Source organism: Bacillus sp. ISL-4 (assembly GCF_018613275.1).
Taxonomy (GTDB): domain Bacteria; phylum Bacillota; class Bacilli; order Bacillales; family DSM-1321; genus Peribacillus; species Peribacillus simplex_E.
This window is the reverse complement of record NZ_JAGGQN010000051.1, coordinates 25,909-52,628: the sequence shown is the minus strand read 5'-3', so window position 1 is coordinate 52,628 and position 26,720 is coordinate 25,909. Positions and strand designations below refer to the sequence as shown.

Genomic DNA, 26,720 nt, shown 5'->3' with positions numbered 1-26,720 from the left:
ACAATTGGGGTGCAGTTCAAATTTTAGAGTTCTCTTTCAAATATATTAAATATCTTATTTGGAAATTATGTATTTTTCTTTAAATATTGGACTCAATTCGCTCCAAACATCAAATTTATTGCCATTTAAGTCAAAGAAAACAAAGTTTCTTCCAGAGTGTCCTCTGTTTTCAATTTCTCCAACTCTAATTTGTTTGCCAATAAAATCCTTATGTATAGTTTCTAAAGCACTTAACCCGTTGACTTCAAATGTTAATGAAAAACGTTCTTCGCCGTGAATATCATAAAAATTTGAGCTTTGATTTTCTTTAGATTTCACAAGAAATATGCTTTGATTTGCAAAGTTAAGTATTGCCTTATCTTCATCTTTATAGCTCAATTCAGCCCCCAATTTGTTCACATACCATTCCGAAGAAAGTTCTACATTTGATACTGGAATATAAGTTGTACCAACTCTTAATAATATTTCACTCAATCATTTCTCCTCCTTATAAGTTCTCTATTCGGAAAATTCTGATAACCTGAATTTATCATAGGTAACACATTTTGAGAACAGACAACTAACAACAATCAACTTGTTAACCGGTATGTCGTCATTTCGATGACTGATTTGGTCTAAGAATTGAATCCAACTCAAATAATGGTCGAGGTATTTTGTTGCCACGCCATTAAATCGATTCATCCAGCCCTTCAAACGACTATGTCGGTCAGGGACGGATGTAAAAGCCGATTGGATAAAGCTATTGGTTCTAAACTATCTCCTTCCAATGTTCTTTGTACAGATGCTTGGCGAGCATTTATGACTTATGCCAAAGAAAAAGGACTTGAGCATTACAGATCTAAATCAGATGGTAAGGAACGGGTTCGAGGCATATATCATATTCAAAATGTGAATAGTTATGAGTATTAGTCACATCAGTAAACGTTTTCCCGCGATTCTTGCAGCGGTAACGTTGGCGTTCTAATGTACGGCTACCCATTTTCACATTATATTTACCGAAACGAACGGCGTTATTAGAATGGCAATGAGAACAGGTAAATCCATCTTTATGTTTCCTTTCAGAAACCTCTTTAAATACAGGCTCGCTTGCAGAATAAGAGGCTAAAGAGTTCGTGAAAAACTCTTTAAGACGGTATTGGTCTGCTGTACTTAGCTTTCTGATTTCTTGGATAATGTCCTTCAATGTCATTCTTAACAACTCGCCCTCGTACTTTTTGATATATTTTAGAACGTTCGTTCGTATTTTTCAAATGCCAACAGAGTTATTTTACAGAGCTATTTTCTAAAAAATTGCCTATATGTCAGGAAACAATCTGCATGCTGTCCACTGACATATAGGCAATCTACTAAAGAACAATATTATACATTCGATGTTGCTTTTAGTTTTATATTTTCCTCGATCTGCGGTTTATCATAGCTGCCATACCTCTCTTTCACAACGAGTAACGCCAGGGCAGCCATTATGCTCGGGACTGTGAAGGCCATAAATGCATTTTGTGGCGAATAGTTTGCAGCCAGCAATAATCCTATTAATGTAGGGGCAACAATCGCTCCAATTCTACCAAAAGCCAAGGCCCAACCTATCCCGGTGGTCCTTATCTCCCGCGGATAATATTCGGATATATACGTATTGGCCAAATTCATCGTGCCCACTGTACAGGCGCCTCCAAAAGCGATCAGAATATATAATGCTAGTACATTTGAGGTCAATCCTAATATGACAAAACAGACAGTACCTATGGCACAGAGGGAAACAAGTACTCTTCTATGGCCTATTTTCCCAACCAAGTACCCTCCAATTATCGATCCGCCAATTTGTCCTATTCCCGATATAAGATTGAAAGATAAACTGGATGAAAGGCCGTATCCGGACTGCTGCATGATTTTGGGTAACCATGTATTGAGTCCGTATACCATAAGTAAACAATTAAAGGCAGCTACCCAAAAAGCAAAAGTGCTAAGAGTACGCCTATTTTCAAAGAGCTTCTTGACTGGAAAGCCCTTTGCCCTTTCTTGCACTTTGGCAAACTCATAATCGTCCGACTCTTTATAGTCGCCGTCTGGGTCAATGCGATTCAGAATTCCAGCAAGCTTTGCTCCTTGTTTTCGAATAACATAATAGGAAAGCGATTCAGGAAATTGCTTCATGAAGAATGGAAGTGCCAGTAAGGGAAGAGCCCCTATCCAATATAAAACCCTCCAACTCATTTGTTCCATCACATACATTCCAATTAAAGAAGCAAGTATGCTTCCGATAGAATAACCACAGTACATGGTGGTTACAATGAGCACCTTATTCTTTTTGGGTGAGTATTCCGCCATTAAGGAGATGACATTTGGCATTAATCCTCCCATTCCCAAGGCTGCTATAAATCGCATAACCGAGAAAAAGGCAGGATTCGGGGCAAAACTTGAAAGTAATGTAAAAACACTGAATAAACATATACAAATGGCAAGCACTTTTTTTCTCCCTAGTTTATCCGCCAGGGGTGCAAAAATGAGGGCTCCCACCATCATTCCGAACAAAGAATAACTTGCTATTCCGCCAGCTTCGACGGGCGTCAAGTTCCATTCCTCCATCATCAAAGGTAAACCTACTCCGTACATGGCTATATCAAATCCATCGAAGGTAATTGCGAACAAACACCACATAAAGACCATTAAATGAAAACGGCCAAATCTACTATTACCTACCACTTCCGAAGCATTGACTTCACGCAATTAATTCCCTCCCCTTTGCCATATTTCACGATATAACATGTAATGTCAGTTTCCCTAGTTCACCGTAATTCGCTATAATTTCATCGTTTGCCTGTATGGAAACGGCATCTGTAATTCCGCCTACCAATACAATCATTCCAGCCTGAATGGAAAGTCCTTCACGGCTAATCATTTTTACAAGTTCCACAATCGAGTGAATCGGATGATCGAGTACAGCTTCTCCAAGACCCCTCTTTTGCATTTCACCATTTTGATAAAGCGTAACTTCTGCTTGAGCCCAGTCCGTGTGGTACGGAGAATAAGCTTGATTGCTTAGCAGGATTTTGGCTGAGGATGCGTTATCCGCTACTACATCGGTAAGTGTAAAAGAAAAATTTTTATAACGGCTGTCAATAACTTCTAGTGCAAGAAATACACATTCTACAGCCGGCCAGACATCTTTCGCCGTTATATTTGCACCTTTCAATTCATCCTTGAACAAAAAAGCAAATTCAGGTTCCACTCTCGGATGAATGAGTTCCCCAACTTTTAATACTGGTTTAGTTAGTTCCATTGCAGATGTCAACCTGCCATAGATTGCTTCCTCTACCCCTACTTGCTGTTGTTTGGCTTTGCTCGTTAAACCCATCTTCCACCCGATGAATCTGTTATCACCAGTGATCGTCTCATTTATGCTCAACTTCTGAATTTCATATGCTTGATTTACTGTTAGTTCAGGATTGGATAATGTAAGCTTATCCATTTCACGTCCGCTTTTTTGCGATTCGGCTACCCGTTTTGCTAGTTGATCTAGTTTCATCTTAAAGTCCCTTCTTTCTGAAACGCCATTTGCTCAGCTACTTCAATTATGGTATCTTCCTGACCGCCAACCACTTTTTGTCGACCAAGCTCCATCAAAATATCCCGGGCATCAACTCCATACTTTTTCGCCGCTTTATTTGCATGCAATAAAAAGCTGGAGTACACGCCACTATAACCCATGATTAAACTCGAGTCTGTTATTTCCTGGGGCTTGGGCATGATTGTATTTCCAACTTCCTCCGAAAGATCGAGCATTTTATATAAGTCAATTTCGGTACGGATACCCATCCTATCCAGAACGGCAACAAGCACTTCAGTCTGGGTATTACCAGCACCTGCGCCGAGACAGCGGATGCTGCCATCGATTCTATTCGCCCCTTCTTCAATTGCCATAAGCGAATTTGCCACAGCGAGCGATAAGTTATTATGAGCATGAAAACCAATATCGATATTCAGCTTTGATCTTAATAACCGGATCCGCGTCTTCACATCTTGGGGCAAAAAAGATCCTGCGGAATCAACAACATACACAGCATCCGCTCCATAGGATTCCATTAATATGGCTTGTTCAAGAAGTTTTTCCGGTGATGCCATGTGAGACATCATTAAAAACCCGATTGCTTCCATACCGAGATGTTTCGCAGCTTCCAGATGTTGCTTTGAGACATCCGCTTCCGTTACGTGGGTTGCAATCCGCGCCATTTTCGCCCCAACTTGAGCAGCTTCCCTTAATTGGTCGATCGTCCCAATACCAGGGATTAAAAGTACTGAAATAACGGATTGGCCTGCAGCTTCAACAGCGGCTTCCACCAATTCAATATCATTCACTTTTGAAAAACCATATTGTAAGGATGATCCGCCCAGGCCATCTCCATGCGACACTTCAATATAAGGGACACCTGCTGCACTGAGTTTCCCAGTCATGTTTTTTACTTGATCGATGGTGAATTGATGTGCCACTACATGGCTCCCATCCCGCAATGCAACTTCAGTCACCAATACATCTTTACTCAAATGAACCCCACCTTTATAGTTCCGATTACCTTTTTCAAACAAATTGTTCGAATTGGCTTTTAGCGATTTCTTCCCCTACTTTTACAGCTGAAGCCGTCATTATATCCAAATTACCAGCATATACGGGAAGATAATCTCCTAACCCTCTCACTTCCAGAAATACTGTTATTTGTTTCCCATCAATTATCGGCTCTGTCTTCAGACGGTATCCAGGAACATATTCAGAAACTTTTTCCACCATCTTATTAATGGACCTTATAATTGCTTTCACATCAAAAGAATCTGATTGAAGCAGACAGTGAATGGTATCCCTCATAATGAGTGGCGGTTCGGCAGGATTTAGCAGAATGATAGCCTTTCCCTTTTTCGCTCCGCCCACCTTTTCCAGGGCCCTTGCCGTTGTTTGGGTGAATTCATCAATATTGGCACGGGTTCCGGGACCGGCACTCCTGCTGGAAATTGTCGCTATTATTTCGGCATATTCGACCTGTGCCACTTGACTGATCGCATGAACGATGGGGATTGTCGCCTGACCGCCGCATGTAATCATGTTAACAACCGCCTCATTCAAATTTTCTTTTAAGTTCACGGAAGGAACGATAAACGGTCCGATTGCGGCAGGCGTCAAGTCTATCAGCTTCTTGTTCATCTTTTTCAAGGCTTTGCAGTGATAAACATGCGCCTTCGCAGATGTGGCATCGAATAAAATGTCTGCAAGCTCAGGCCTTTCCAAAAAACCCTCCATGCCATTTTCAATGACATGATGTCCGTGCATCCTAGCCTTCTTCAAACCCTCTGATTCCGTGTCGATACCAATCATTACCGACATTTCGAGAACATCCGACCGATGAATTTTCATCATTAAGTCCGTGCCGATATTCCCTGATCCAATAATGCCTACTTTTAGTTTTTTCAAAGCCGCTGGGCTCCTTTCACTCAAAATTAACCGAGACCTTTCCAAGTTTTTCGCCAAAGTCAGCAGAAAAACGATCACCTGGTTTCGCGTCGATTGCTGCGGATAACGCACCGGACAAAATTACTTCGCCCGCTTTCAATGAGCCTTTAAACCCATGCATTTTATTTGCTAGCCAGGCTACACACGTTGCTGGATTTCCAAGTACTGCTTCACCTGTTCCTTGGTTCATGAATTCGCCATTTTTATATAGGCTCATTCGAATGGAAGGGAGGTCGATATCACTCAAGTGAGTTTTGCGATCTCCCAGAATATATAGGCCCGATGATGCATTATCCGCCACAGTGTCTGGAAGTTTAATCTTCCAGTCCATCACCCGGCTATCAACCACTTCGATCGAAGCAACCACATAATCAGTGGCTTCGATTACATCATCAACCGTAATATTGGGACCATGTAGATCTTTCTTTAAAATAAAAGCTACTTCTGCCTCCACTTTCGGTTGAATCAACCGCAGACTCGAAATACAGCCATTATTTTCTATTTTCATTGCATCAAGTAAATGTCCGTAATCTGGTTCATTCACTCCCAGAACCTCCTGCATAGCCTTTGAAGTCAAGCCTATTTTCTTACCTGATACTCCCAGACCAGACTGGGTTTTCCTTCGAATGGTTTCAAGCTGAATTTGATAGGCATCCTCAACATCCAAATCGGGAATTTCACTGGTGGGGGCCGAAATCCCTATTCCCGTTTTTTCCGCATTCAAAAACCTGGCAGACCATTCTGTTAAACTAACGTTCATGTTGCTTCCCCCCCTTCTTTATAATTTAATCGTGACGTTAGACAGTTCACTGTAAAATTCGAAACTATGAGACCCGCCTTCACGACCGATGCCACTGTGCTTCATACCACCAAAAGGTGTGCGCAAATCACGCAAATACCAGGTATTCACCCAGATAATGCCCGCCTCTATTTTAGAAGCGACACGATGCGCTCTCCTTAAATCATTGGTCCAGATCGTTGCCCCCAGTCCGTAATGAGTATCATTAGCGTGCTCCAGTACTTCTTCTTCCGTTTCGAAAGGCATGACCGTTACCACAGGACCAAAAATTTCTTCCCGTACACAACGAGATTCACGCGTAACTCCGGCAATAATTGTCGGTTCAATGAAAAAACCTTTTTCAAACTGTCCGGCTCTTCTTCCCCCAGTTAATATTTTCGCTCCTTCTTCTTTCGCCAGATCAATGTAACTCATCACTTTTTTATAATGTTCTTTTCCTATTACAGCTCCTACTTCCGTTTCGGAATCAAATGGATCCCCGACTTTTAATTTTTTTGTTCGCGCGACCATCTTTTCGAGGAATTCGTCATACAATCCTTGCTGAACATAGATTCGTGACCCACATAAACAAACTTCACCTTGGTTCATGAAGCTTGATTTCAATGTCGTTTCGATGACTTCATCAAGATTCGAGTCTGCAAACACAATATTCGGATTTTTCCCGCCCAGTTCAAAAGAGATTTTTTTCAACGTGGGCGCGGCAGCTTTCATAATCGCCGTTCCCGTTTTTGTTTCCCCAGTGAATGTTATCGCATCGACGTCCGGATGTTCACTTAGAGCAGCTCCAGCTGAATTTACACCATATCCATGCACAAGGTTGACAACTCCATCGGGAACTCCCGCTTCCTTACAAATCTCCATTAACTTTGTCGCTGTCATCGGCGTCAGTTCAGCCGGTTTCATAACCGCTGTATTGCCAGCTGCCAGGCATGGTGCCAATTTCCATGTCAACAATAGCAAAGGTAAATTCCAAGGATTGATCATTCCTACTACTCCTACGGGCCGCCTAATGGAATAATGAAGTGCAATGTTGTTCTGATTGAAGGATTCATTACCAAGTGTAGTGATATAGTCCGCAAAAAAGTGGAAATTGTGAGCTGAACGCTTGATGTCCATTTCCAGTGCAAGGCTATATGGTTTCCCTGTATCAAGGGTTTCCAACATTGTCAGTTCTTCTTTCTTTTCCAAAATGAGATCGCCGATTCGCCTTAGAACCGCAGAGCGTTCATTATCGGTAAAAGATTTCCAAGGACCGTTAAGCGCATTTCTTGCTGCAGAAACAGCCTGATTCACCTCCTCTTTTCCTCCTTCTGCAACCCATCCAAGTATTTCTTCCGTTGCGGGATTGATATTGTCAAAAGTCCTGGATTGATCTAGATTCAGGAATTCCCCGTTAATAAAGTGACGGCAATCTATTGATTTAGTTGTATTTATACTATCTTTTGCTGCTTGCATAAAACATCCCTCTCCCTTTATTGAGACACCCGCTTAGTTCAAGTGCCTCAATCTTGTATTTCCACAATCATTTCAATTTCAATTGCAGTGTTATTTGGAAGCTGGGCCATTCCCACTGCTGACCGAGCATGTCTACCCCTCTCTCCAAATACGGCCACAAGCAGGTCTGATGCGCCATTCAATACTTTGGGCTGTCCTGTGAAATTTTCGGCTGAATTAACCATTCCGAGAATTTTGATTACCTTCTTCACTCTGGATAGTTCTCCAAGCTCATCCTTCAGTACCCTCAGGAGATTAATCATTGACTGCCTCGCTGCCTGATACCCTTCCTCTTCCGTCAGCTCTTTGCCAAGCTTGCCGTGATATTCATCAACACCTTGTCCAGATGTGAAAATCAAATTCCCCACCCGGACGTGGCTAACGTAGTTGCCGACCGCTTCCCTTGGCGGCTCAAGCATGATTCCAAGTTCTTCAAGGACTTGTTCTGGTGCTTTTATCTGTTTTTCCATGCTTCTCCCCTCGTGATTCCAAATTTAAAAACCTCAATGCATTTCTACCTAGAAGATTCGCTTTCACTTCATCTGATAGATTTAGAGTGTCATCGATTACTTGACCTGGGGGCTTTTCTCTCAATAAAAATGGATAGTCGGAACCCATCAGCACTTTCTTATATCCAAAACGGTCAATCAGATACTGAATATTCCGGGTATCATAGTTCAGTGAATCGAAATAAAACTTTTGCGCATAGTAGCTTGGCGGCATTGATGTTTTTCTTAAATCAGGCCATACTTCCCACCCCTGATCGATCCGCGGTAAAATGTATGGAAATGAGCCCCCGCCATGTGCAAAACAGATTTTCAGATCCGGGAACTTTTCCATGACGCCACTCCATAAAATGCTTGCTGCCGCCAATGCCGTTTCACTCGGCATTGCCACTGTATACATGAGGTTATGCCGTTCCGTTCGGTCTTTTGCCATTGTCTCCCATGGGTGAATAAACAGTGGGACATTCCACTTTTCAGCCATTTGGAAGAATTCCAATAAAACAGGTGAATCCAGATTTTCTCCATTTACGTTAGTACCGATTTCGATTCCCGCCATACCAAGCTCAAATTTACAGCGTTCCATTTCCCCAATTGCCACTTTCAAATCCTGAAGCGGTACAGTACCGAGACCGATGAACCTGTCTGGATGCCTGTTCACAGTCTCAGCAATGAAATCATTCTGGAACTGGGACATGTATAGCGCCTGGTCAATTGGCGCCCAGTATGAAAATGTCACTGGCACAGGTGAGAGCACCTGCATATCGACTCCTTCCGCATCCATATCCTGAATGCGTTTTTCAGGGTCCCATACCTGGTCAGTGACTTTCCTGAACAGCTTTCCGCTTACCATGATATCCGCCCCGCAAGAACATTTCTGCTCTAGCACTGGCCAGCGTCCCTGACCAAATTTACCGGTTAAGTCTGGCAGGTCCAACGGAAGAATATGTGTATGAAAATCTATTCGCATTTCCAAGCCTCAACGTTTTCTGACATAACATGACCGCATTCACTACAGGTGCGGAGTTCCTTACTTCCGTTGAAAGCCTCGATCGCATCTTTCACCTGGACCTCAATATTCGTCAATTGGATCGTAACTTTGTGCATCTCATGGTTACAATTCCCGCAAAACCAAACAAAATCTTCAAGCTCATCTTTAGCACGCTTGCGCTCTATGACAATGCCGTAAGTATCAGATACACGATGAGGAGAATGAGGTACATCAGCTGGCAGCATAAACATTTCCCCCTCTTTCACCTCCACTACTTCACGCTCCCCGCTTTGGTTGATGCATTCTACATAGCAGGAGCCTTTTATCTGATAAAACAACTCATCAGAAGGATCTACATGAAAATCACGCCGATAATTCGGACCACCAAGAAGCATGACAATGAATTCGGAATCTTCCCAAAGCACTTTGTTATTAACCGGCGGTTTCAATAAATTTTTATTGTCTTCAATAACTTTTATTAGATTTAATGATCTAGCCTGTAATTTTGAAGATTGAGCATATCCTTTCATAAATAAACTACCTCCATTTTTCTTAATAGCCCGAAAATTCACATTAATGACATATAACCTACTTGTTTTGAAATCATTTGTGCCGATCGTATTACAGACTGAATAATTCTCGTTTTTTCTTTCCCAATCATATAATTTCGATCCCCGACAAGGTTAAGTGCTGCAATAACTTGGCCATTATAGGATTTAATGGGTGCTGCAACGCCATATAAACCATAATCATTTTCATCATCACTAATCGCAAATCCTTGTTTGCGGATGTCCTTTAATTCTTCATTCAATTGGTTGATGCAAGTAATCGTGTTAGTTGAGTGCTTCAATAGCCCTTTTGCAAGCGTAGGCTGAATAAAGGATGGGTTAAAGGCAAGTAATACTTTCCCGCTGCTTGTACAATGAGCTGGTTTTCTTGCTCCTATATATGTGGTCATATGCTCGGCATGAGGGGACGACATTTTCATCACAAACCTGACTTCGCCTTCGTGAAACATACCGATGTGAGAATTACCTTTAAATTGCAGGACAAGATTACTGATAATTGGACCTGCCTCATAATGAATATCCTGCTGATACATGACTTTACTGCTCCACTCAAGTAACTTCCATCCAAGCCGGTACTTTCGATCTTTGCCTTGGATCAGCATCCCTTCCTTGCACATTGTTTTCACTAGATGATGAGATGAGCTTGGACTCATATTCAATTTTTCAGCTATTTCCTTATTTCCAAGTGCGGGTTCTTCATTAGTGAACAAATCAAGTATCTTTATAAGCTTCTCAACGGACGAAATCATGACGGCCCCCCTCCCCATTCAACTATTAGAATTACTGGTTAACCGCATCGATGGCTACTTGCATCGGTTTGTTAAGCACTTCATCAACCATGTTAAAGTTGTTGTTTTTCTTATATTTATTATAAAAAATGGCTCTTTTCCGAACTGGATCACCCGTGTAATAGCGTTCGTATTGAAGGAGACGCTGTCCAAACGCTTCCCCGCATAAATCCCAAGCTAGTTTAAACACGCGAACGCGCTCTTCCGCTGAAACCCCGCTACGTCCTCCATAATATTTATCGATATCAATGCGCAATTCGGGATTATCAAAGTCGGCCCCTGTCGGAGACATCAACAGACCTCCAGCTCCAATGGTCTGGATAACCTCTATGGCACGTGGATACATCTCCGGAAGGAAACCGCGAATCGTTTCCAATGCATCCGGATTTGGCCGGGCCTCACCGTAGTCATTAATCGTGTACTCATATTCCGCTACCCGAAGCAGTGAACGGATGACTTCCACAGATTGAACAAGTTCACCCAAATCACGCTGTACATGCAGGAATCCATCGACTCCGATAGAGTCTGCCACTTTACAAGCGACTTCAACGGCAAATGCCAGTTTAATATATCCACGCACGCCTGATTGGTGAGCAGGCTGTTCAGCGATTCCCGTCATTGGATACAAGCGGTTTGCCGCCTCCACATTGTTGTATAAGAAGACACGATTCCAAGGAACCAGAACATCATTAAATACAAGCAGGGCATCCATTTCCTCATAGCGGGAGGCCAGTGGATGGTCAAACATCGAGCGTGTTCCGTCCTGCATTGGTTCCCGGCAGATGATGCGCAGTCCAGGCGTATCTATCGGCAGTGCAAATGCTACCGCATGACGTTCATCCCCTGGTGTGAATCCTGGGAAAGAATAGATAATCACCTCATCTGTAATCGGTGCCAGCGTTGCTAACATCTTTGCACCGCGAACAAGTATTCCTTCTTCTCTTTCCTCAACAGTCCCTAAGTGGGTATATGTTTCTTTTTGTTCATGAGATTGCTTGCTTCGATCATTTTGAGGATTAATGATTGCATGCGTCAAGAATAAATCATTGTCACGAATATAGGCATAATAATCCTTGATGTTCTTAGACCAGTCTTTGTTGTATTTATCAAGAAACCAGGAATTATGTGCCATGGAAGTGACCACGACATTTAAAAAGTCAGGCGTTCTCCCCATTAGTCCATATGTCATCCTTGCATACACTTCAAATAATTTACTTCTTTTTTGCAGATCCTCCGATGTCTTCGGGAATAAGAAAGCATTGTTGACACGTTCACCGGTTTCTTTGCAAATGTGAGTGATTTCATCTTGATATTCCGGGTCATGTTGAATGTCATACAACTTCGCAATTTCTTGTATCGGCTGCTTAAAAATTGGCTCATTATAAATATCCTCAACCACTCTTCCACCAAGCCAGACTTCAGGCTTTCTGGATTTAATTCTATTAATATATTCTTCACCGGTTTTAATGCCCATAATAATCCCCCTTATTTTACAAGTTGTTTAGCAGATCCCATTTTCCCTTGATGAAAAGTAAGCGCTTCCAAGTCTTCGAGTTGTAACTCCTGGATCTCACCGATGAACAATACATGATCACCAGCATCAAACTCTCTCCATGGTTTGCATTCCATCCAGGCAACACTTCCATTTATTTTTGGCGTAATCCCCTTGTTATCCCAGTCAATTTCAAGTGTTTCCTGTTTACTGCCCGCAAATTGCCATGCAATGGATTCTTGCTCATCCGACAAAATATTAATGGTAAAAGATTTATCTTTCAAGCTAGTGCAGGCTTTTGCTTCTTTATGAATCGATACTAAAGCAAGCGGGGGATCCAAGGAAACCGAGGTGAATGAATTCACAGTAATGCCCTTTTGAACTTTCCCATCAAACCAGCTCACTATCGTGACTCCGGTTGGGAATTTACCAAAGCAATTTCTTAACTCACGCCCATCCATCTTTTCACCTCCTACTCTTTTATTATGAATTCATTATAGTAAACTTAATAATTTTAAAAATCATATAATTTCATAATATGAAATTTAAGGAAATTTTTTTAATAGCTCTTTTTAATTGTGAATTATCGTAAAAAAGACTTTCATTACCGCATTACCAAAAATCAGTGTTAAACTATCCATGATCATTCATAATTCCAGCTTAATGAATAATGGTCTTTTTCGACTCGAATATATGAAAGTGGTGAGGGAAGTTTCAATTTTGCGTTCCTTAAGAAAGTTCTACCAATTTTTTGTGGATATTCCTTTAAAAAAAGAAGTGGTTTTGAATGACCGTTACGAGGTGAAAACTGTAATCGGTACAGGAAGCTACGGTATTGTTTACCTTTGCGATGATTTGAAAATGAATGAAAATAAAGTGATCAAGCAGCTACGGAAAAGTAAACGCCGCAGCAAAAAAGAACTGAGACAGTTTGAAAATGAAATCTCCATATTACGAATGTTAAACCACAAAAACATCCCCAAATTTCACGAGAAATTTTCACATGACGGAAATGTTTATTTTGTGATGGATTTTATAGAAGGGGATAATTTAGAAGACCATATTTTCTTGAATCAATTTACGTTCAATGAGAAAGAGTCTCTATTTTTTCTGGATGAGCTGGCCGGTTTAGTATCTTATCTACATGACCATGACATTTGCCATCAAGATTTACGCATTCCAAATATTTTACTTAAGAACCATCAGCCCATTTTGATAGACTTTGGTTTGTCCAAAATGATCAATTCGGCCGATCTCGCAAAAGACTCCATTTTACAGCTGAAAAGGCAGGATTTTTACGACTTGGGGGAAATACTTCTATATGTACTTTATACGACATACGCTTCCAAAAGTAAAAAGGCTCTTCCTTGGACAGAAGAGCTTTCGTTAGAAAAAGAAACCGTGCATATACTGAAAAGGTTATTAAGCATCCAAGAACCTTATTCAGATATTAAAGAAATCTCAATGGACCTGCAGGCTGCATTGAAGTCAAAGAAATTGAATTAGCTGCTGCTGCCACGCCCCTTTCTCTTGTAGCGGTCACTTCCACTCATGGGATACCTTTTATACCCTCGGCTGCTGCTGCTGCCTCGGCGATAATGACCATGTCTTCGCTCACTGCTTCCTTGGGAAAGTTGTTTGATTTTTTTCATTATTTTCTTCAGCATTTCTTTCACCTCTTTTACTTTGGTTTTAAAGCTTGTTATTCATTTAGCCTAACATAGTCACAGTATAAACCTTATTAATAAGTACTATAATTTTTTTTTCATTTGTGTTACATTCCATTACTGCAATTTTTTTTATGGAGTCGGCATATTTCATTGTTGATCAAATGAAAAATGGCATATATAAATCAACCAATTAAAGAGACGCTTAATGGCCTTTTCAAAAAAATATCTTGCCTCACCAGATGACAAACCGTTTTTTAATCTTTCCATTAAAGATTAACCGGGTTAATTGAAAGTACAGTAAACAGAAAAAACCCGGCGAACATTGCATCGCCAGGTTTTTTCTTCGTTCATCATTTATTTTACAGCTTCTTTTAATTCCTTACCTGCTTTAAAAGCCGGTACTTTACTAGCTGCAATTTGTATTTCTTCGCCAGTTTGCGGGTTTCTTCCTGTACGGGCAGCACGGTCACGCACTTCAAATGTACCAAAACCAACTAATTGGATTTTTTCTTCTTTAGCAAGTGTAGCCGTGATTGTTTCAAACAATGCATCCACAACTTTTTTTGCTTCGTCTTTTGTCAGTTCAGCTTGTGCTGCAACACTGCTCACTAATTCTGTTTTATTCATATGAACACCTCATCCTTTTATTTTGTATAAAGTATGTAGAGAAGACAACATAACATATCTTGTATGCCTCTGTCACTTATTATGGCTAAATAAAAGGAATTGTAGCTCTAAATTGATCTTTTTTGAAGTTAAAAGGGCTTTGATTAACATTAACTTTCTGCAGTTTCCAGCTGCAGCCATTGATAGATGGTATCCATATCAATGTTTTCCTCCAAATGGGATGCCAAGAGATTGTACGCTTCCTCCCTACGCTCCGAGTCGCTTTGGACGTTTTCCTTCACTTCTTCCAACCCCTTGTTCCGTCGAATTTGGTTAACTAGTAATCTAGTGAACAGGCGATTATGGAATATCCCATGAAGATATGTTCCCATTACTTTGTTGTCATTGGAAATGGCTCCATCCTCTCTTCCATCCTTCAATAAAAGAAAGGGCCTTACTTGCGACTTCAATGTCGTTCTGCCTAAATGTATTTCGAAACCGTTAAGATTCATTTGACCTTCCATTATCCCGGCAGAAAGGACACCTTCCATTTGTACCGTTTTCTTTTCTGCTTGAAATACGGTTTCCACCGGAAGAAGCGAGAGCCCATCTGCGTTCTCACCGTCACCTTCGACCGCGTCAGGATCGAAAAGTTTAGTCCCTAGCATTTGAAAACCGCCGCATATGCCAAATATCATCGTTCCTTGTTTCCGCAGTTCATTGATGGCCCGATCCAACCCCATACGATTCAACCACTCTAAATCTTCCATCGTGTTTTTTGTACCAGGCAAAATAAGCAGATCGGGATTACCTAACTCATGGACACTGCTTACCAGGCGGACACCTACTCCGGGTTCATCAAAAAAAGGATCCACATCTGTAAAATTGGAGATCCGCGGAAATCTCAAGACGGCTACATCGATCGGAAACTCAGCCTTTTTAGGTTTTTTAAAACGTAAGGAAGAGAGGGCAAGTGAATCTTCCGCTTCAATATTCACGTCAAGATAGGGCAGCACCCCGAGAACCGGAATCCCGGTTTCCTTTTCCACCCATTCAATGCCATCGTCCAACAATTCACGCATGCCACGAAATTTATTGATGATGATCCCCTTTACACTATCTCGTTCATCTTGATCCAATAAAGCAAGTGTGCCGATGATGGACGCAAATACTCCACCACGATCAATATCGGCCACCAAAATGACAGCCGCATCCGTGAGTTTAGCCATTCGCATATTCGCTATATCCCGGTCCTTCAGGTTAATTTCAGCCGGACTTCCTGCCCCTTCGAGTACGATGATGTCAAAGTCTTCTTGGAGTTTTTCGACCGATTTACGGATGATGGGCATGGCTTCCTGGACAAATTGGGATCGATAGCTTTTTGCATTCATATCAAGAAAATGCTTTCCGTGCACGATGACTTCCGAAACCATATCCTGCTTCGGTTTCAGTAATATCGGATTCATATCGGTCGTTGCCGTGATCCGTGCTGCTTCCGCCTGTACTCCCTGAGCCCGTCCGATTTCACCGCCATCCAAGGTTACATAAGAATTCAAAGCCATGTTTTGTGATTTGAATGGGACGACACGTAATCCTTTATTGGAAAATACCCGGCAAAATGCCGTACAAATCAAACTTTTCCCTACATCAGACGACGTCCCTTGTATCATGATGGATCGTGCCTTCATTACGCTCACCCCCTTAAAACTCTAATCCTTTAACAGCGCCGATGCCCTCGTCATAATAATGCTTGGTCGCCTCAATCGTTGAAACCAAATCGGCCATTTCCATAAGCTCTGGCTTGGCATCCCTGCCGGTTATGACTACATGCATATGAGCGGGACGATTTCGAATCGCATCGATGACTTCAGTCAATGGCAAGACATCTTCAATCGGGAATTTGGAAATCGCCAATGCATTGTTCAACTCATCCAAAACAAGTAAATCAATGCCGGGATCACTAAGGGCCAGTCTCGCCTTTTCCCAAGCTAACGATAATGCGTTGCGATGCTCTTCTGGAGTTTTGGTCCATGTAAAACCAATACCTAGCTGTTCCATTTCAACTCCTAATTTTTTCAAAGCCAATGCTTCCCCATATGTACGCTCTGGAGATTTTATGAACTGAAGGTATTTGACATTCATTCCTCTGCCAATTGCCCTTAAAGTCACCCCTAATGAAGCAGTCGTCTTCCCTTTCCCGTTTCCTGTATAAATAAGCATTAATCCTCTGCGTGACACTCAATCACCTACCTTCATAGCCAAACTGTTTTTTCTATGTATGAAGTCCTTTTAGTAGCAGGAACCGGTTGATCGCCTTTAGGGTATCCGACAAAAATGGTGCCTATCACTTTTTTGTTTTCCGGTGAACCGATAAATTCGTGCAGGCGTTCATCCCTGACAAGACCCACTCCTCTAGTGCGCCAAACGAATCCGAGACCAAGTTCTTTTGCGGCAAGCCACATCGAATGGACGGCACAACAAGAAGCGAATACATTGTCTTCGGATGAATCTGGATCATCAGGCAAAATATCGGAAGTCACGACAATGATAAGCGGTGTCGTCTTTACAACTTCCAGTGAACTTTCAATCAATTTTGGTTTGGTCGGGAAGCGTTCATGTAAATACCTTTCTGCCAATCTTTCATAACGGTGCTTCGCTTCTCCCTTGATTACATAAAAACCCCAAGGTTCACGCAATCGGTCGTTAGGGGCATAGGTAGCAGCTTCCAATAGCTTCCTGATTTTTTGGTCTTCCACTTCTTTTTCTTCGTAATTCCTTATTGCCCGGCGTTCCTTCAATTCTTGAATGATGGACATTCCGACTCATTCCCTTCAATTATGGACTCTGAATCAATCACTCTTTCAAACCATTGGATTTTTTCTCTTAATTGGACGACATCCCCTACTAGAAAGATTGATGGATTTTGAATTTCTTCTTTTATAGCCTTCAAAGAAATCGAATTCAAAGTACCGGTAATCGTCCTTTGTTTATCAGTCGTGCCCCATTCAATGACAGCCACTGGCGTATTGCCGTCCCTGCCATGCTCCATCAATTTTTCACAGATAAACGGCATATTACCTATTCCCATATAAAAGGCGATGGTATCGATGCCCTGAGCCAATGCCTGCCAATTCAGGTTATCCTGCCCCTTGTAATCACGGCCATGGCCTGTCACAATGGCATAACTTGAGGCATAATCACGGTGGGTCACCGGGATGCCCGCATAAGCCGGTGCTGCAATTCCCGCTGTGATTCCTGGGACGATATCATATTCAATCCCGTTAGCAGCCAGTATCTCCGCTTCCTCACCGCCCCGCCCAAAGACAAACGGATCTCCACCCTTCAAACGGGTGACGTTTTTTCCCAGTAAGGCATTTTCCACTAAAAGTTCATGTATTTCATTTTGAATGAGATGATGTTTCCCTGGTGATTTCCCGCAATACACCAGTTCTGCATCTTCTTTTGCATAAGTTAATAATTCTGGATTGACAAGCCTGTCATATGCAATGACATCCGCCTTTTGGATACATTCCAGTCCATATACCGTAATCAGTTTCGGATCTCCAGGACCCGCACCGACAAGATGAACTTTTCCCGGTTTCATGCTCGCGCCTCCTCTTAATCTTCGTAAAATATCTTTTACTTGTTGATAGTTTCATGGGAAGATCTGTTTTTTTGTTTTAAGCAAGCATCGATCCAATTCTTCGCAAGTGTTGGATTGGAAGCAAAATGAAAGTGAGTATATCCAGCAACAAGGTTACCCAATACACACCCCTCTTGTTTCGAACCGAATCTGCCTTTGGCTTCATATGCATGTGTAAGATCATCATCCGCTTCGAATGTCGAGTAGTGGAATTCATGTCCTTTTGCCTGCTCCATTTCATTGATCAAAAAATTGCCTGGAGTTCCTGTAATTTCTCGATACCCAAGTGCTGCAAGTTTTTTCTGCATTTTAATCCTGCCCGGTATAATACCTGCCATCTGATGTGTTTCTTTGGAAGTTGTTTCAATCGATTTGCTCAAAAACATGAAACCGCCACATTCCGCTAGAGTCGGCATCCCCTTTTCAATGGAGCTTCTGATGGATTTGATAGCACCCACGTTACCGGAAAGTTCAGCTGCAAATTCTTCAGGAAAACCGCCTCCAAGGTATAAACCATCAGCATCCAATGGAACTTCATCCCCTTTTAATGGAGAAAAATACTTGATGTTCGCCCCAAATGCTTCAAGCAACTCAAGGTTTTCCTGATAATAAAAATTGAAGGCTGCATCTTTTGCGACGGCAATGCACACTTCCTTTTCATTTTGGGGTTGAAATATATTTGAGTTTCCACTGGAAACGGAGCTTGTCTTGGATAAACGGTACAACTGATCGATATCGATCGTTTCCATGACTAATTGTGCAAGCTTATCGAAAAACGGATTTAGTTCCCCGCGTTCAATAGCAGGAATTAAACCCAAATGACGGCTTGGAATATCAATATCCATTTCCCGCTTCATATAACCCAGCACGGGTACATCACACTCTTGCTCAATGGCTGATTTGACAATTTTGTAATGCCCTGCACTTCCCACTTGATTGGCAATTACACCAATGATGTTCGGACCGGCCGAAAAGTCCTGAAATCCTTTTACGATGGCAGCTGCACTCCGTGCCATGCTGGCACAGTTGACTACCAACAGGACAGGGCTTTGCGTGATAATGCTGATTTCAGCCGTCGATCCTGTATTGGATAAAGGACTTTTGCCATCGAAGAAGCCCATGACTCCTTCGATGATCGATATATTAGCTCCGGTACCTGCTTTGGTAAGAATTTCTCGGACAGTGTCATGTTCGAACATCCAACTGTCAAGATTGCGTGAAATCCGTCCTGTAACTGCTGTATGATAAGTAGGGTCAATATAGTCAGGACCACATTTGAACCCTTGAACAGTATAGCCTTTCTTCTGGAGGGCTGCCATGATTCCGATGGTCAATGTCGTTTTACCGACACCGCTTCCGGTACCCGCAATTACCAATCTTCTATCGTTCATATTTGCTTCTCCCTCCTTAAAAAGGAATGATCCCAACTGAAATGGTTACGTTCCCCGATTTTTTCTTAACCAGCTCCAATTGTTCAGCTTTAGTGTAAATCCTCACAGCCGGTTCACTCACACCATATGCACCCGTGTATTTAAATACTGTTTCTGATGGCGCTTCGATTTTAGTTTTATTAAGCTCTTCCGGTTCATAATGCACGAATTCCCAGCCATATTTTTCAACCACTTCAATCAAGCCGATTTCGTCTTTCTTTAAGGAAATTGTACAGATCGCTTTAACGCTTTTTAGGGAAAATGATAATTCCGCTAGTGTTTCTGCAATCACCTGCTCAATTTCAACTGCCGCTGTTCCCCTATTGCACCCAATACCGAGAGCAATGACTTTTGGACGATATACGATCCCATTTTCAAGGATCCTCTTTTCCGGCTGGCTAAGAATACGGTGAGTTACGACCAGCGCTGCTTGCGGCTTTGCGTGAAGCGCTTCTTCAATGGATGGGTATAAGATTATTCGTTCAGGTAATGCCGTTTCATAAGTCCACCAATTCCGTTCACCTGATTCCTGTACAACGGCAACATGCTCTTCATTTACAACGGACGCACTTACTGGCGTCAATTTTTCTGCGGAATCCCAAATCCAGCCGAAGCGCTGGCCGAATAAGTCGACAGGAATCGTTTTTTGTACATCTGAAGCGGTGGTGATTATAGCTCTTGCGTCAAGGGCTGCAGCAACTTCCTTAGTCAGTTCATTCGCTCCTCCCAGATGCCCTGACAGTACACTGATAACATTTTCCCCTTTATCATCAATGACAACGACACCCGGATCCGTTTTCTTATCCTTCAAAATTGGAGCAATCATCCTGACTACTGCACCGAGTGAGATAATTAATATGATTCCTTTATATTCCTTGAATAAAGCTGGTAATAGCATACGGACACTGCCCGAAAAAAGCTGGATCTGTTTATGCTCTTCGTCCCCTTTTTCAAACTTGCTCATGTAATATAGATCAGAATTCGAAAAAACGGTATGTAATTTTCGCGCCAGCTCGACACCATGCTTTGTAATCGCCACGATCGCATAAGTATGAGACCGTTTAATGGGAGCAAGTTCCGCTTCTTTCAGTTCAATGATCATGGCTTAACACCTTTTCTGAAACCGTGGGTAAAACTCGCATCATATAATTTGGAACGGTATTCATCTTTATCATGAATGGTAGGGTCTAACGCCCATCCAGCCAAAATCATCGCATGCTTGCGGATACCATTTTGACGCATATCATCATCCAAGTTCACTAACGTGGTACGAACGATTTTTTGGTCCGGCCATGTTGCCCTTTGAATGACTGCTACCGGAGTATCATCCTTCCAACCGGCTTCCTGGAGTTCTTTAACGATTTTTTTGGTCAAGGTCGCACTCAAGAAGAGGGCAATCGTGCAGTGGTGACTTGCCAAATCACGTAACTTCTCAAATTCCGGAACAGGCGTACGTCCTTCAGCCCTCGTCAATATGAGTGTCTGAGTTAAATCAGGGATAGTCAGCTCTGCTCCTATTGCCGCTGCTGAGGCGAATACCGAACTTACGCCAGGGATCACCTCATAACCAATACCCTCTTTCTTCAAAAGGACAATTTGTTCCATGATTGCACCGTACATGGCAGGATCCCCTGTGTGGATTCTAGCAACCATCTTTCCTTCTTTAACACGCTCAACCATGATGCCAACAATTTCCTCCAAATGCATTCCAGCCGTTTTTAGCACCTCGGCCTCGGGTTTTGCCATTGCAATCAATTCTTCATTCACTAATGAATCCGTATATAAAATCACATCAGCCGTTTGGAGAATGTTCAATCCTTTTACAGTAATCAAATCCGGGTCACCTGGGCCAGCACCTACAATATATATCTTCATTTTCTCACCACCATCAATGTTAAGTATTCTAGTTCAAGTCCTTCCAATTCACTCACTTTCCAAATCACTTCTTCATCGGAAGTGACTTTGGTTACGACCGAGGCCTTTTCAAGCAAATCCAAATCTTTTAAAACGGTAATCATTAAATCGATGACCTTTGCCACTTTGATGAACACGACGGCATCATGATCTTCGATCGCCTTCTTCATCGCTTCATAGTCATCCCTTGCAGGAACTATCGCAACATGATCATCACCATCAGCCAAAGCGATGCCCAGCCTTGACGCTGACCCATTAAATGAAGAAATGCCCGGAACTGTTTTGATTTCGACTTCGGGATGCAACTCCTGCATCAATTTCATCATATGTATGAACGTACTATATAAAAGCGGATCGCCTTCCGTAACGAAAGCAACATCTTTACCTTCATTTAATTTTCGCCAAACTTTTTCAACCGTTCCGTTCCATTCCCGATCCAAAATCGCTTGATCTTTCGTCATCGGAAAAACTAGTCCCAGCATATCCTTCTCTTCAGGACGAATGTAAACTTCAACAATGCGATGGGCGTAGCTTTTACTCCCTTTTCTTTTTTTTGGATAGGCAATGACCGGAGATTCCTGAATCACGCGAAATGCCTTTACTGTAATAAGCTCTGGATCGCCCGGGCCCACGCCAAGGCCATATAATGTACCAAGATTACTCATTCATGTCTTCCTTTCGTTGTGCAGTAATGATATACACTGGATTAAGCGGAACAAATCTGTTCATTCCCAATATTGGCTTACTTCTGGAGATTTGGGCATGCATGATGGAAGTGTGAAAACCAGCTTCAGCAAATGCCTCATTAGCCCGGTAAAGATTCTCAATCGTCGCAGCATTTAGAACGATCCTGCCGCCTTCTTTTAGCCGTTTGCAGCATGTACTGATTAGATCTACCATTTCGCCGCCAGTCCCTCCAATGAAGATTGCATCAGGATCCGGAAAAGTTTCCAGTCCCTGCGGAGCTTTTCCATGAATGGCCGTTATATCAGTACGGAATTTACGCTGGTTTTGATAACAGTTATCTAAATCAGGCTCATTTTTTTCAATTGCGAAAATTTGGCCTTCGGGTGCAAGCTTGGCCGCTTCAATTGCCATTGAGCCCGTACACGTCCCAACATCCCACACGGTGCTGTTTTTCCTGAGTTTCAACGCATGCAGGCTTAATACTCGAATTTCCTTTTTGGTTATGAGGCCCTTGTCCGGTTTACGCTGCGAAAATTCTTCATCTTCTATCCCCAAGGACCAGCTTGGACCTTCTGATTTTCTTTTTAAAATGACGACATTCAACGGGGAGAATTCCCGCTCCATCATTTCTTCAAGTTCATACCAGCCAGAGTCTTCGGTTTCTCCTTGAAGATTTTCAGCCACAAATGCCCGGTATTCAGTCATTCCGAATGAAATGAGATATTTAGCAAGTTGATTTGGACTATTTTCGATGTCAGTAAGCAAAGCTACTTTCGCTTTTCCATCAATCCTTTGGGCCAGCCCTTTCATACTGCGGCCATGAACACTAATTAGGAAGGCATCTTGCCAACTTTCACCCATTTTTGCAAAAGCAAGCTGAATTGAACTGAAATATGGGTAAACCTCTATGCCGATTTTGCTGGAAAGATAGCCTCCCATTCCATAAAACAATGGGTCACCGGAAGCTAAGACAACTGTTGGACGAGTTTCATCCTGCAGTTGTTCCACCACCTTTTTCAAACCGCCCTTTATGACAATCTTCTTGCCAGTATAGTTCGGGAAAAACGATAAGACCCGTTCACCTCCGACCAGCACTTCACTTTCTTCTATCCATTGGGAATATTGGGGCAGTAAGCTTTCCTGACCGTTATCCCCTATCCCGATTAATTTAATCGATTGACTCAATTCCAACAGCCCTTCCCAGTAATTGTCCTTTCAACGAATAAATCGCCGTTTCCATTTCAATTCCGCCCTTCACTTGCTTTATGGCAGAGTGACAGCAGGATTCACATAGTTTATTAAAAAAATCAAAATTATTTATCGCTGACATCATGTCCCCGACTTGTGATGCTGTGTTTGCATTCTTGATTTCAAGAACTAGATCATCTTCAGCTCCCACGCTTTGGGCTATTTCCGATAGAAAACCGAAGTCGACCGGGGCACTTTTTGAATGCACCATCATCACACCTTGGGCCACTTTGGAGAATTTCCCCATCATGCCGACCAGTGATACCTTTTTAATTCCCTGCCTCTTACATTGCTTAAGTGAGAAGCCCACAAAGTCACCCATTTCAATAAAGGCTTCCTCAGGTAAATCCTGGAGAAGGCCCATCGCATACTTTTCACTGCGCCCGCCAGTAGTTAAGACAAGATGCTCGCACCCACTCGCTTTGGCGACACTGATAGCCTGGACGATGCTTGCCATATAGGCTGAACTGGAAAAAGGGACGACAGTGCCCCTTGTTCCTAAAATGGAAATGCCCCCCACAATCCCCAAGCGGCCATTTAATGTTTTTTTCGCTATTTCTTCACCTGCTGGCACGGAGATGACGACTTTCACTCCTCTATTGATCTTAAATTCTTCCAATGTTTGTATCACAGTGGTTAAAATCATTTTGCGCGGTACAGGATTAATGGCCGCTTCTCCTACAGGAACAGGAAGCCCGGGTTTGGTCACACGTCCCACACCTATCCCTCCATCCAGGATAATCCCAGGTGCATCAGACCAGCTGACAGTAGAGATAATATGTGCCAGATGGGTGGCATCGGGATCATCTCCGGCATCTTTGATCGTTTCGGCACTAACCGCATTTTCCGATATGTCATATTTCTCAATAGTGAAAGTGGCATCACGCCCGATGGGCAAGGAAATCGTCACTTCCTCAAGTGCATCCCCCGTGATCAATGCAGTCAATGCCGCTTTAGTCACGGCAGTCGAACATGCCCCTGTTGTATACCCATGACGCATTTGTGAGGGGTCTTTTTTTACTTTCTTTTCCATGATTTTTAACTATCAGCTAAAAGGGAAATCGCGTTCAATGCAGCAACAGTGACAGTACTTCCACCTTTTCGGCCAATATTCGTAATGAATGGAACTTCCGTGATCTTAGCGAGTTCCTCTTTCGATTCTGCAGCAGAAACAAACCCAACAGGCATTCCAATGATTAAGTCCGGTTTTGCAATCCCTTCTTTAATAAGGCGAATGAGCTCAAGTAAAGCTGTAGGTGCATTGCCAATGGCATAAATGCCCCCTTCATTTTCCTTTACGGCTTTTTGCATCGAAATGATCGCCCTTGTCGTATTCAAACGTTTTGCTTCGACCATCACATCCGGATCTGAAATATAGCAATGAACGTCCCCGCCGTGTTTTTGAAATCTTTTTTTGCCTGTACCGCTCTCGATCATTTGTACATCCGCAATGACATGTCTACCTTTGCGAATGGCTTCCACACCAGCTTGAATGGCATTTGGATGGATGATGACACTTCTTCCCAATTCAAAATCCGCTGAAGCATGAATGACCCGGCGGACGATCTTCCATTCATCTTCAGAAAAATCATGATTGCCCATTTCTTCAGCTATGATCGAGAAGCTATAATCATATATTTTGTCTGGGTCTACCGTTAGTGGTTTAAAATCCGTTTTAAAATCCATCTTGCATTCCTCCTATTTTTCATTTAGCTGTTTATTCAACTCGGCGATGACATGATCAAAACTGGAATGAACATTTTGATAGTCAACATCCGGTCGCGATATCATGATCGTTTCTATTCCACATTCCAACGCGGCTTCCAATTTCTCATCAACCGCACCGACCTTGCCACTTTCTTTCGTTATCATCAATGTGACGCCATACTGTTCATATAGAGCTTTATTTAATTCTTTGGAAAATGGACCTTGTATCGCAACGATATTTTTTTGTTCAATGCCCAGCTGCGCACATTTTTCCATATTGTCCATGCGTGGCAGCATTCTCGCTATGACTCTGGTATTCTCGATCCCTAGCAATTCTTTTGCGAACACGGCTAGGGTTTTACTTCCGGTCGTGAGCATGATTACTCCCCGTTTCGCAGCGGCAAGCTTGGCAGCTTCCTCATAATCACGGACAACTATCAATTTATCATTCTGAAACCGTTGACTTTCACGCTCATAACGAATATAAGGGACATTTGCTGCCTTTGCTCCGTTAAGGGCGTTTTTGGATGCTTCTTCGGCAAATGGGTGACTTGCATCAACTACAGCCTGAAAACCTTTTTCAGAGATTAATGATGTCATATCCTCTGCAGTTAATCGGCCAATCCGGGTGGATATGCCTGCATCTTGCAAACTTTTAGCCGCCGACCCGGTTACAACAGTTGCCAAAACCTTGAATCCCACCTGCTGCATCTCAATCGCTAATTCCCTTGCATCACTTGTACCCGCCAAAAACAAAATCATTTTGACGTCCCCACCACTTGCCCATCGTGATCGTGGTGATGGTCGTGGTCGTGATCGTGGTCGTGATGGTGGTCGTGATCGTGGTCGTGATGGTGATGATGGTGGGCATGTCCATGTTCCTCGACATGTTTACGATAGTTTTCCAAATCACGTGCCCCGCTTGATCTGCCTTCACTAGCTTCAATTACACGTTCTTGCAGAATGTTCTGTAATATTGGATGATATCCAAAATACTTCGCCAAAATGAATCCTTGATCTTGATATAGCTTTTGATAGCCTTTCAGCATATCCTCCATTCTTTCCATCAACACCCCTGTGAAGAGGAAATATGGCAGCATCACTACTTTTTTTGCCCCTAAGCGGATGCATCGCTCAATGCCTTCATCAACGTGCGGGTCCGTTACACCCATGAAAGCTGTTTCGACCCATTTAACGTTTAATTTTTCCCATAATAATCGTGAAATTTTATATATATCACTATTTGCATCAGCATCACTGCCACCTCGGCCAATTAGCAATATTGCTGTCTCAGCCTGTTCAGAGGTTGTATCGAATCCCGCTTCCTCAAGACGGTCTGTCAGGATTGTCAATACATCATGGTGGACCCCGATCGTTTGGCCATATGTGAATTTCACTTCTGGATACTTTGTTTTCCCATCTTCTATTTCAGCTGGGATATGTAATTTCGAATGTCCTGCATGCAACAAAATGATCGGTATGACGATAACTTCAGTAGCACCTCGTTTTACACAATTATCAATGCCTTTGGATATATTCGGTGCGGCAAATTCCAAGAAGCACGTTTCTACAAGGAATCGCTCATCCAATGCCGGAATCATATTTTCAATAAAATGAAGGACTTCTTCGTTTCCCGAAGCCAAGCGGCTTCCGTGTCCTACGAACAAAACTGCTTTCATTTACTTTCC

General features: G+C 42.5%; 28 protein-coding genes and 3 pseudogenes. 2 read left to right on the top strand and 29 right to left on the bottom strand.

Annotated elements, in window-relative coordinates; all coding sequences use genetic code 11:
- Window positions 1-54: 54 nt before the first annotated feature.
- Both J7J00_RS24670 and J7J00_RS24665 read right to left on the bottom strand, forming a co-directional pair.
- A complete protein-coding gene (locus tag J7J00_RS24670) occupies window positions 55-474 on the bottom strand; it encodes a VOC family protein (protein ID WP_214795449.1) in 420 nt (139 codons plus the stop codon).
- Between the two features lie 24 nt (window positions 475-498).
- Window positions 499-702 (bottom strand): annotated as a pseudogene (locus J7J00_RS24665) (IS1595 family transposase); the annotation flags it as partial.
- A gap of 18 nt (window positions 703-720) precedes the next feature.
- Here J7J00_RS24665 and J7J00_RS24660 point away from each other — a divergent pair.
- Window positions 721-900 (top strand): annotated as a pseudogene (locus tag J7J00_RS24660) (IS1595 family transposase); the annotation flags it as partial.
- Window position 901: 1 nt separating this feature from the next.
- On the opposite strand, the pseudogene J7J00_RS24655 reads toward J7J00_RS24660, so the two are convergent.
- The 13 genes and pseudogenes from J7J00_RS24655 to J7J00_RS24595 all read right to left on the bottom strand — a co-directional run.
- Window positions 902-1,189: pseudogene (locus J7J00_RS24655) on the bottom strand (transposase); the annotation flags it as partial.
- Between the two features lie 170 nt (window positions 1,190-1,359).
- On the bottom strand, window positions 1,360-2,721 hold the full coding sequence (locus J7J00_RS24650) for an MFS transporter (protein WP_286201560.1): 1,362 nt from the start codon (window positions 2,719-2,721) through the stop codon (window positions 1,360-1,362).
- A 25-nt stretch (window positions 2,722-2,746) separates the two neighbouring features.
- Window positions 2,747-3,520: a 2-keto-4-pentenoate hydratase gene (locus J7J00_RS24645; protein WP_214795447.1), complete on the bottom strand. Its 774-nt coding sequence runs from the start codon at window positions 3,518-3,520 to the stop codon at window positions 2,747-2,749.
- The gene (gene dmpG, locus J7J00_RS24640; RefSeq protein ID WP_214795445.1) at window positions 3,517-4,536 is read right to left on the bottom strand and encodes a 4-hydroxy-2-oxovalerate aldolase; all 1,020 of its coding nucleotides are present in this window, start codon (window positions 4,534-4,536) and stop codon (window positions 3,517-3,519) included. The genes J7J00_RS24645 and dmpG overlap by 4 nt, the downstream gene beginning before the upstream one ends.
- A 34-nt stretch (window positions 4,537-4,570) precedes the next feature.
- Window positions 4,571-5,452 (bottom strand): acetaldehyde dehydrogenase (acetylating), encoded by an 882-nt coding sequence (locus J7J00_RS24635; protein WP_214795443.1) that lies wholly within the window; start codon window positions 5,450-5,452, stop codon window positions 4,571-4,573.
- Window positions 5,453-5,468: 16 nt separating this feature from the next.
- Window positions 5,469-6,251 (bottom strand): 2-keto-4-pentenoate hydratase, encoded by a 783-nt coding sequence (locus tag J7J00_RS24630; protein WP_214795441.1) that lies wholly within the window; start codon window positions 6,249-6,251, stop codon window positions 5,469-5,471.
- Between the two features lie 18 nt (window positions 6,252-6,269).
- On the bottom strand, window positions 6,270-7,745 hold the full coding sequence (locus J7J00_RS24625) for an aldehyde dehydrogenase (protein WP_214795439.1): 1,476 nt from the start codon (window positions 7,743-7,745) through the stop codon (window positions 6,270-6,272).
- A gap of 47 nt (window positions 7,746-7,792) precedes the next feature.
- Window positions 7,793-8,254, bottom strand: a complete 462-nt coding sequence (locus J7J00_RS24620) for a RidA family protein (RefSeq protein WP_214795437.1) — start codon at window positions 8,252-8,254, stop codon at window positions 7,793-7,795.
- Entirely contained in the window at window positions 8,217-9,263 is a 1,047-nt protein-coding gene (locus tag J7J00_RS24615; RefSeq protein ID WP_214795435.1) for an amidohydrolase family protein, read from the bottom strand. Before J7J00_RS24615 ends, J7J00_RS24620 begins: the two co-directional genes overlap by 38 nt.
- A complete protein-coding gene (locus J7J00_RS24610; RefSeq protein WP_214795433.1) occupies window positions 9,248-9,808 on the bottom strand; it encodes a 3-hydroxyanthranilate 3,4-dioxygenase in 561 nt (186 codons plus the stop codon). Before J7J00_RS24610 ends, J7J00_RS24615 begins: the two co-directional genes overlap by 16 nt.
- Before the next feature lie 38 nt (window positions 9,809-9,846).
- Window positions 9,847-10,596, bottom strand: coding sequence for an IclR family transcriptional regulator (locus J7J00_RS24605; RefSeq protein WP_098371864.1), 750 nt, complete (start codon window positions 10,594-10,596; stop codon window positions 9,847-9,849).
- Window positions 10,597-10,627: 31 nt separating this feature from the next.
- A complete protein-coding gene (locus J7J00_RS24600) occupies window positions 10,628-12,109 on the bottom strand; it encodes a 4-hydroxyphenylacetate 3-hydroxylase family protein (protein WP_214795431.1) in 1,482 nt (493 codons plus the stop codon).
- Between the two features lie 11 nt (window positions 12,110-12,120).
- Window positions 12,121-12,588, bottom strand: a complete 468-nt coding sequence (locus tag J7J00_RS24595; RefSeq protein ID WP_214795429.1) for a flavin reductase family protein — start codon at window positions 12,586-12,588, stop codon at window positions 12,121-12,123.
- A 259-nt stretch (window positions 12,589-12,847) separates the two neighbouring features.
- Between J7J00_RS24595 and J7J00_RS24590 the strand changes: the two genes are divergently transcribed.
- Entirely contained in the window at window positions 12,848-13,633 is a 786-nt protein-coding gene (locus J7J00_RS24590; RefSeq protein ID WP_309487241.1) for a protein kinase domain-containing protein, read from the top strand.
- A 518-nt stretch (window positions 13,634-14,151) separates the two neighbouring features.
- Here J7J00_RS24590 and J7J00_RS24585 read toward each other — a convergent pair.
- From J7J00_RS24585 to J7J00_RS24520, 14 genes are all read right to left on the bottom strand, one after another.
- Window positions 14,152-14,424, bottom strand: a complete 273-nt coding sequence (locus tag J7J00_RS24585; protein WP_098371861.1) for an HU family DNA-binding protein — start codon at window positions 14,422-14,424, stop codon at window positions 14,152-14,154.
- 149 nt (window positions 14,425-14,573) lie between these two features.
- Entirely contained in the window at window positions 14,574-16,091 is a 1,518-nt protein-coding gene (locus J7J00_RS24580) for a cobyric acid synthase (RefSeq protein WP_214795427.1), read from the bottom strand.
- Between the two features lie 13 nt (window positions 16,092-16,104).
- Window positions 16,105-16,623, bottom strand: coding sequence for a cob(I)yrinic acid a,c-diamide adenosyltransferase (locus J7J00_RS24575; RefSeq protein ID WP_286201558.1), 519 nt, complete (start codon window positions 16,621-16,623; stop codon window positions 16,105-16,107).
- Between the two features lie 32 nt (window positions 16,624-16,655).
- Window positions 16,656-17,219 carry a nitroreductase family protein gene (locus tag J7J00_RS24570; RefSeq protein ID WP_214795423.1) on the bottom strand — a complete coding sequence of 188 codons (564 nt, stop codon included), beginning with the start codon at window positions 17,217-17,219 and terminating at the stop codon, window positions 16,656-16,658.
- Window positions 17,198-18,007: a uroporphyrinogen-III C-methyltransferase gene (gene cobA / locus J7J00_RS24565; protein ID WP_214795421.1), complete on the bottom strand. Its 810-nt coding sequence runs from the start codon at window positions 18,005-18,007 to the stop codon at window positions 17,198-17,200. The genes J7J00_RS24570 and cobA overlap by 22 nt, the downstream gene beginning before the upstream one ends.
- A 35-nt stretch (window positions 18,008-18,042) precedes the next feature.
- Window positions 18,043-19,437 carry a cobyrinic acid a,c-diamide synthase CobB gene (locus J7J00_RS24560; RefSeq protein ID WP_214795419.1) on the bottom strand — a complete coding sequence of 465 codons (1,395 nt, stop codon included), beginning with the start codon at window positions 19,435-19,437 and terminating at the stop codon, window positions 18,043-18,045.
- Between the two features lie 16 nt (window positions 19,438-19,453).
- Window positions 19,454-20,578: a cobalt-precorrin 5A hydrolase gene (locus tag J7J00_RS24555; protein ID WP_214795417.1), complete on the bottom strand. Its 1,125-nt coding sequence runs from the start codon at window positions 20,576-20,578 to the stop codon at window positions 19,454-19,456.
- Window positions 20,575-21,351 (bottom strand): precorrin-4 C(11)-methyltransferase, encoded by a 777-nt coding sequence (gene cobM / locus J7J00_RS24550; RefSeq protein WP_214795415.1) that lies wholly within the window; start codon window positions 21,349-21,351, stop codon window positions 20,575-20,577. Before cobM ends, J7J00_RS24555 begins: the two co-directional genes overlap by 4 nt.
- A complete protein-coding gene (gene cobI / locus J7J00_RS24545) occupies window positions 21,348-22,055 on the bottom strand; it encodes a precorrin-2 C(20)-methyltransferase (RefSeq protein WP_214795414.1) in 708 nt (235 codons plus the stop codon). Before cobI ends, cobM begins: the two co-directional genes overlap by 4 nt.
- On the bottom strand, window positions 22,048-23,262 hold the full coding sequence (gene cbiE, locus J7J00_RS24540; protein ID WP_214795412.1) for a precorrin-6y C5,15-methyltransferase (decarboxylating) subunit CbiE: 1,215 nt from the start codon (window positions 23,260-23,262) through the stop codon (window positions 22,048-22,050). Before cbiE ends, cobI begins: the two co-directional genes overlap by 8 nt.
- On the bottom strand, window positions 23,246-24,358 hold the full coding sequence (locus J7J00_RS24535; RefSeq protein WP_214795410.1) for a cobalt-precorrin-5B (C(1))-methyltransferase: 1,113 nt from the start codon (window positions 24,356-24,358) through the stop codon (window positions 23,246-23,248). The genes cbiE and J7J00_RS24535 overlap by 17 nt, the downstream gene beginning before the upstream one ends.
- A 5-nt stretch (window positions 24,359-24,363) precedes the next feature.
- On the bottom strand, window positions 24,364-25,011 hold the full coding sequence (locus tag J7J00_RS24530) for a precorrin-8X methylmutase (RefSeq protein ID WP_034312499.1): 648 nt from the start codon (window positions 25,009-25,011) through the stop codon (window positions 24,364-24,366).
- 12 nt (window positions 25,012-25,023) lie between these two features.
- Window positions 25,024-25,794: a precorrin-6A reductase gene (gene cobK / locus J7J00_RS24525; protein WP_214795408.1), complete on the bottom strand. Its 771-nt coding sequence runs from the start codon at window positions 25,792-25,794 to the stop codon at window positions 25,024-25,026.
- A complete protein-coding gene (locus J7J00_RS24520) occupies window positions 25,791-26,711 on the bottom strand; it encodes a sirohydrochlorin chelatase (RefSeq protein ID WP_214795406.1) in 921 nt (306 codons plus the stop codon). The genes cobK and J7J00_RS24520 overlap by 4 nt, the downstream gene beginning before the upstream one ends.
- Window positions 26,712-26,720: the final 9 nt, after the last annotated feature.

Bases quoted from the DNA above. Each gene is read 5' to 3' on its own strand.
- J7J00_RS24645 (WP_214795447.1), bottom strand. From the start codon at position 3,520: ATGAAACTAGATCAACTAGCAAAACGGGTAGCCGAATCGCAAAAAAGC.
- J7J00_RS24630 (WP_214795441.1), bottom strand. From the start codon at position 6,251: ATGAACGTTAGTTTAACAGAATGGTCTGCCAGGTTTTTGAATGCGGAA.
- J7J00_RS24625 (WP_214795439.1), bottom strand. From the start codon at position 7,745: ATGCAAGCAGCAAAAGATAGTATAAATACAACTAAATCAATAGATTGC.
- J7J00_RS24620 (WP_214795437.1), bottom strand. From the start codon at position 8,254: ATGGAAAAACAGATAAAAGCACCAGAACAAGTCCTTGAAGAACTTGGA.
- J7J00_RS24610 (WP_214795433.1), bottom strand. From the start codon at position 9,808: ATGAAAGGATATGCTCAATCTTCAAAATTACAGGCTAGATCATTAAAT.
- J7J00_RS24605 (WP_098371864.1), bottom strand. From the start codon at position 10,596: ATGATTTCGTCCGTTGAGAAGCTTATAAAGATACTTGATTTGTTCACT.
- J7J00_RS24600 (WP_214795431.1), bottom strand. From the start codon at position 12,109: ATGGGCATTAAAACCGGTGAAGAATATATTAATAGAATTAAATCCAGA.
- J7J00_RS24595 (WP_214795429.1), bottom strand. From the start codon at position 12,588: ATGGATGGGCGTGAGTTAAGAAATTGCTTTGGTAAATTCCCAACCGGA.
- J7J00_RS24585 (WP_098371861.1), bottom strand. From the start codon at position 14,424: ATGAATAAAACAGAATTAGTGAGCAGTGTTGCAGCACAAGCTGAACTG.
- J7J00_RS24580 (WP_214795427.1), bottom strand. From the start codon at position 16,091: ATGAAGGCACGATCCATCATGATACAAGGGACGTCGTCTGATGTAGGG.
- J7J00_RS24575 (WP_286201558.1), bottom strand. From the start codon at position 16,623: ATGCTTATTTATACAGGAAACGGGAAAGGGAAGACGACTGCTTCATTA.
- J7J00_RS24570 (WP_214795423.1), bottom strand. From the start codon at position 17,219: ATGTCCATCATTCAAGAATTGAAGGAACGCCGGGCAATAAGGAATTAC.
- cobA (WP_214795421.1), bottom strand. From the start codon at position 18,007: ATGAAACCGGGAAAAGTTCATCTTGTCGGTGCGGGTCCTGGAGATCCG.
- J7J00_RS24560 (WP_214795419.1), bottom strand. From the start codon at position 19,437: ATGAACGATAGAAGATTGGTAATTGCGGGTACCGGAAGCGGTGTCGGT.
- J7J00_RS24555 (WP_214795417.1), bottom strand. From the start codon at position 20,578: ATGATCATTGAACTGAAAGAAGCGGAACTTGCTCCCATTAAACGGTCT.
- cobM (WP_214795415.1), bottom strand. From the start codon at position 21,351: ATGAAGATATATATTGTAGGTGCTGGCCCAGGTGACCCGGATTTGATT.
- cobI (WP_214795414.1), bottom strand. From the start codon at position 22,055: ATGAGTAATCTTGGTACATTATATGGCCTTGGCGTGGGCCCGGGCGAT.
- J7J00_RS24535 (WP_214795410.1), bottom strand. From the start codon at position 24,358: ATGGAAAAGAAAGTAAAAAAAGACCCCTCACAAATGCGTCATGGGTAT.
- J7J00_RS24530 (WP_034312499.1), bottom strand. From the start codon at position 25,011: ATGGATTTTAAAACGGATTTTAAACCACTAACGGTAGACCCAGACAAA.
- cobK (WP_214795408.1), bottom strand. From the start codon at position 25,794: ATGATTTTGTTTTTGGCGGGTACAAGTGATGCAAGGGAATTAGCGATT.
- J7J00_RS24520 (WP_214795406.1), bottom strand. From the start codon at position 26,711: ATGAAAGCAGTTTTGTTCGTAGGACACGGAAGCCGCTTGGCTTCGGGA.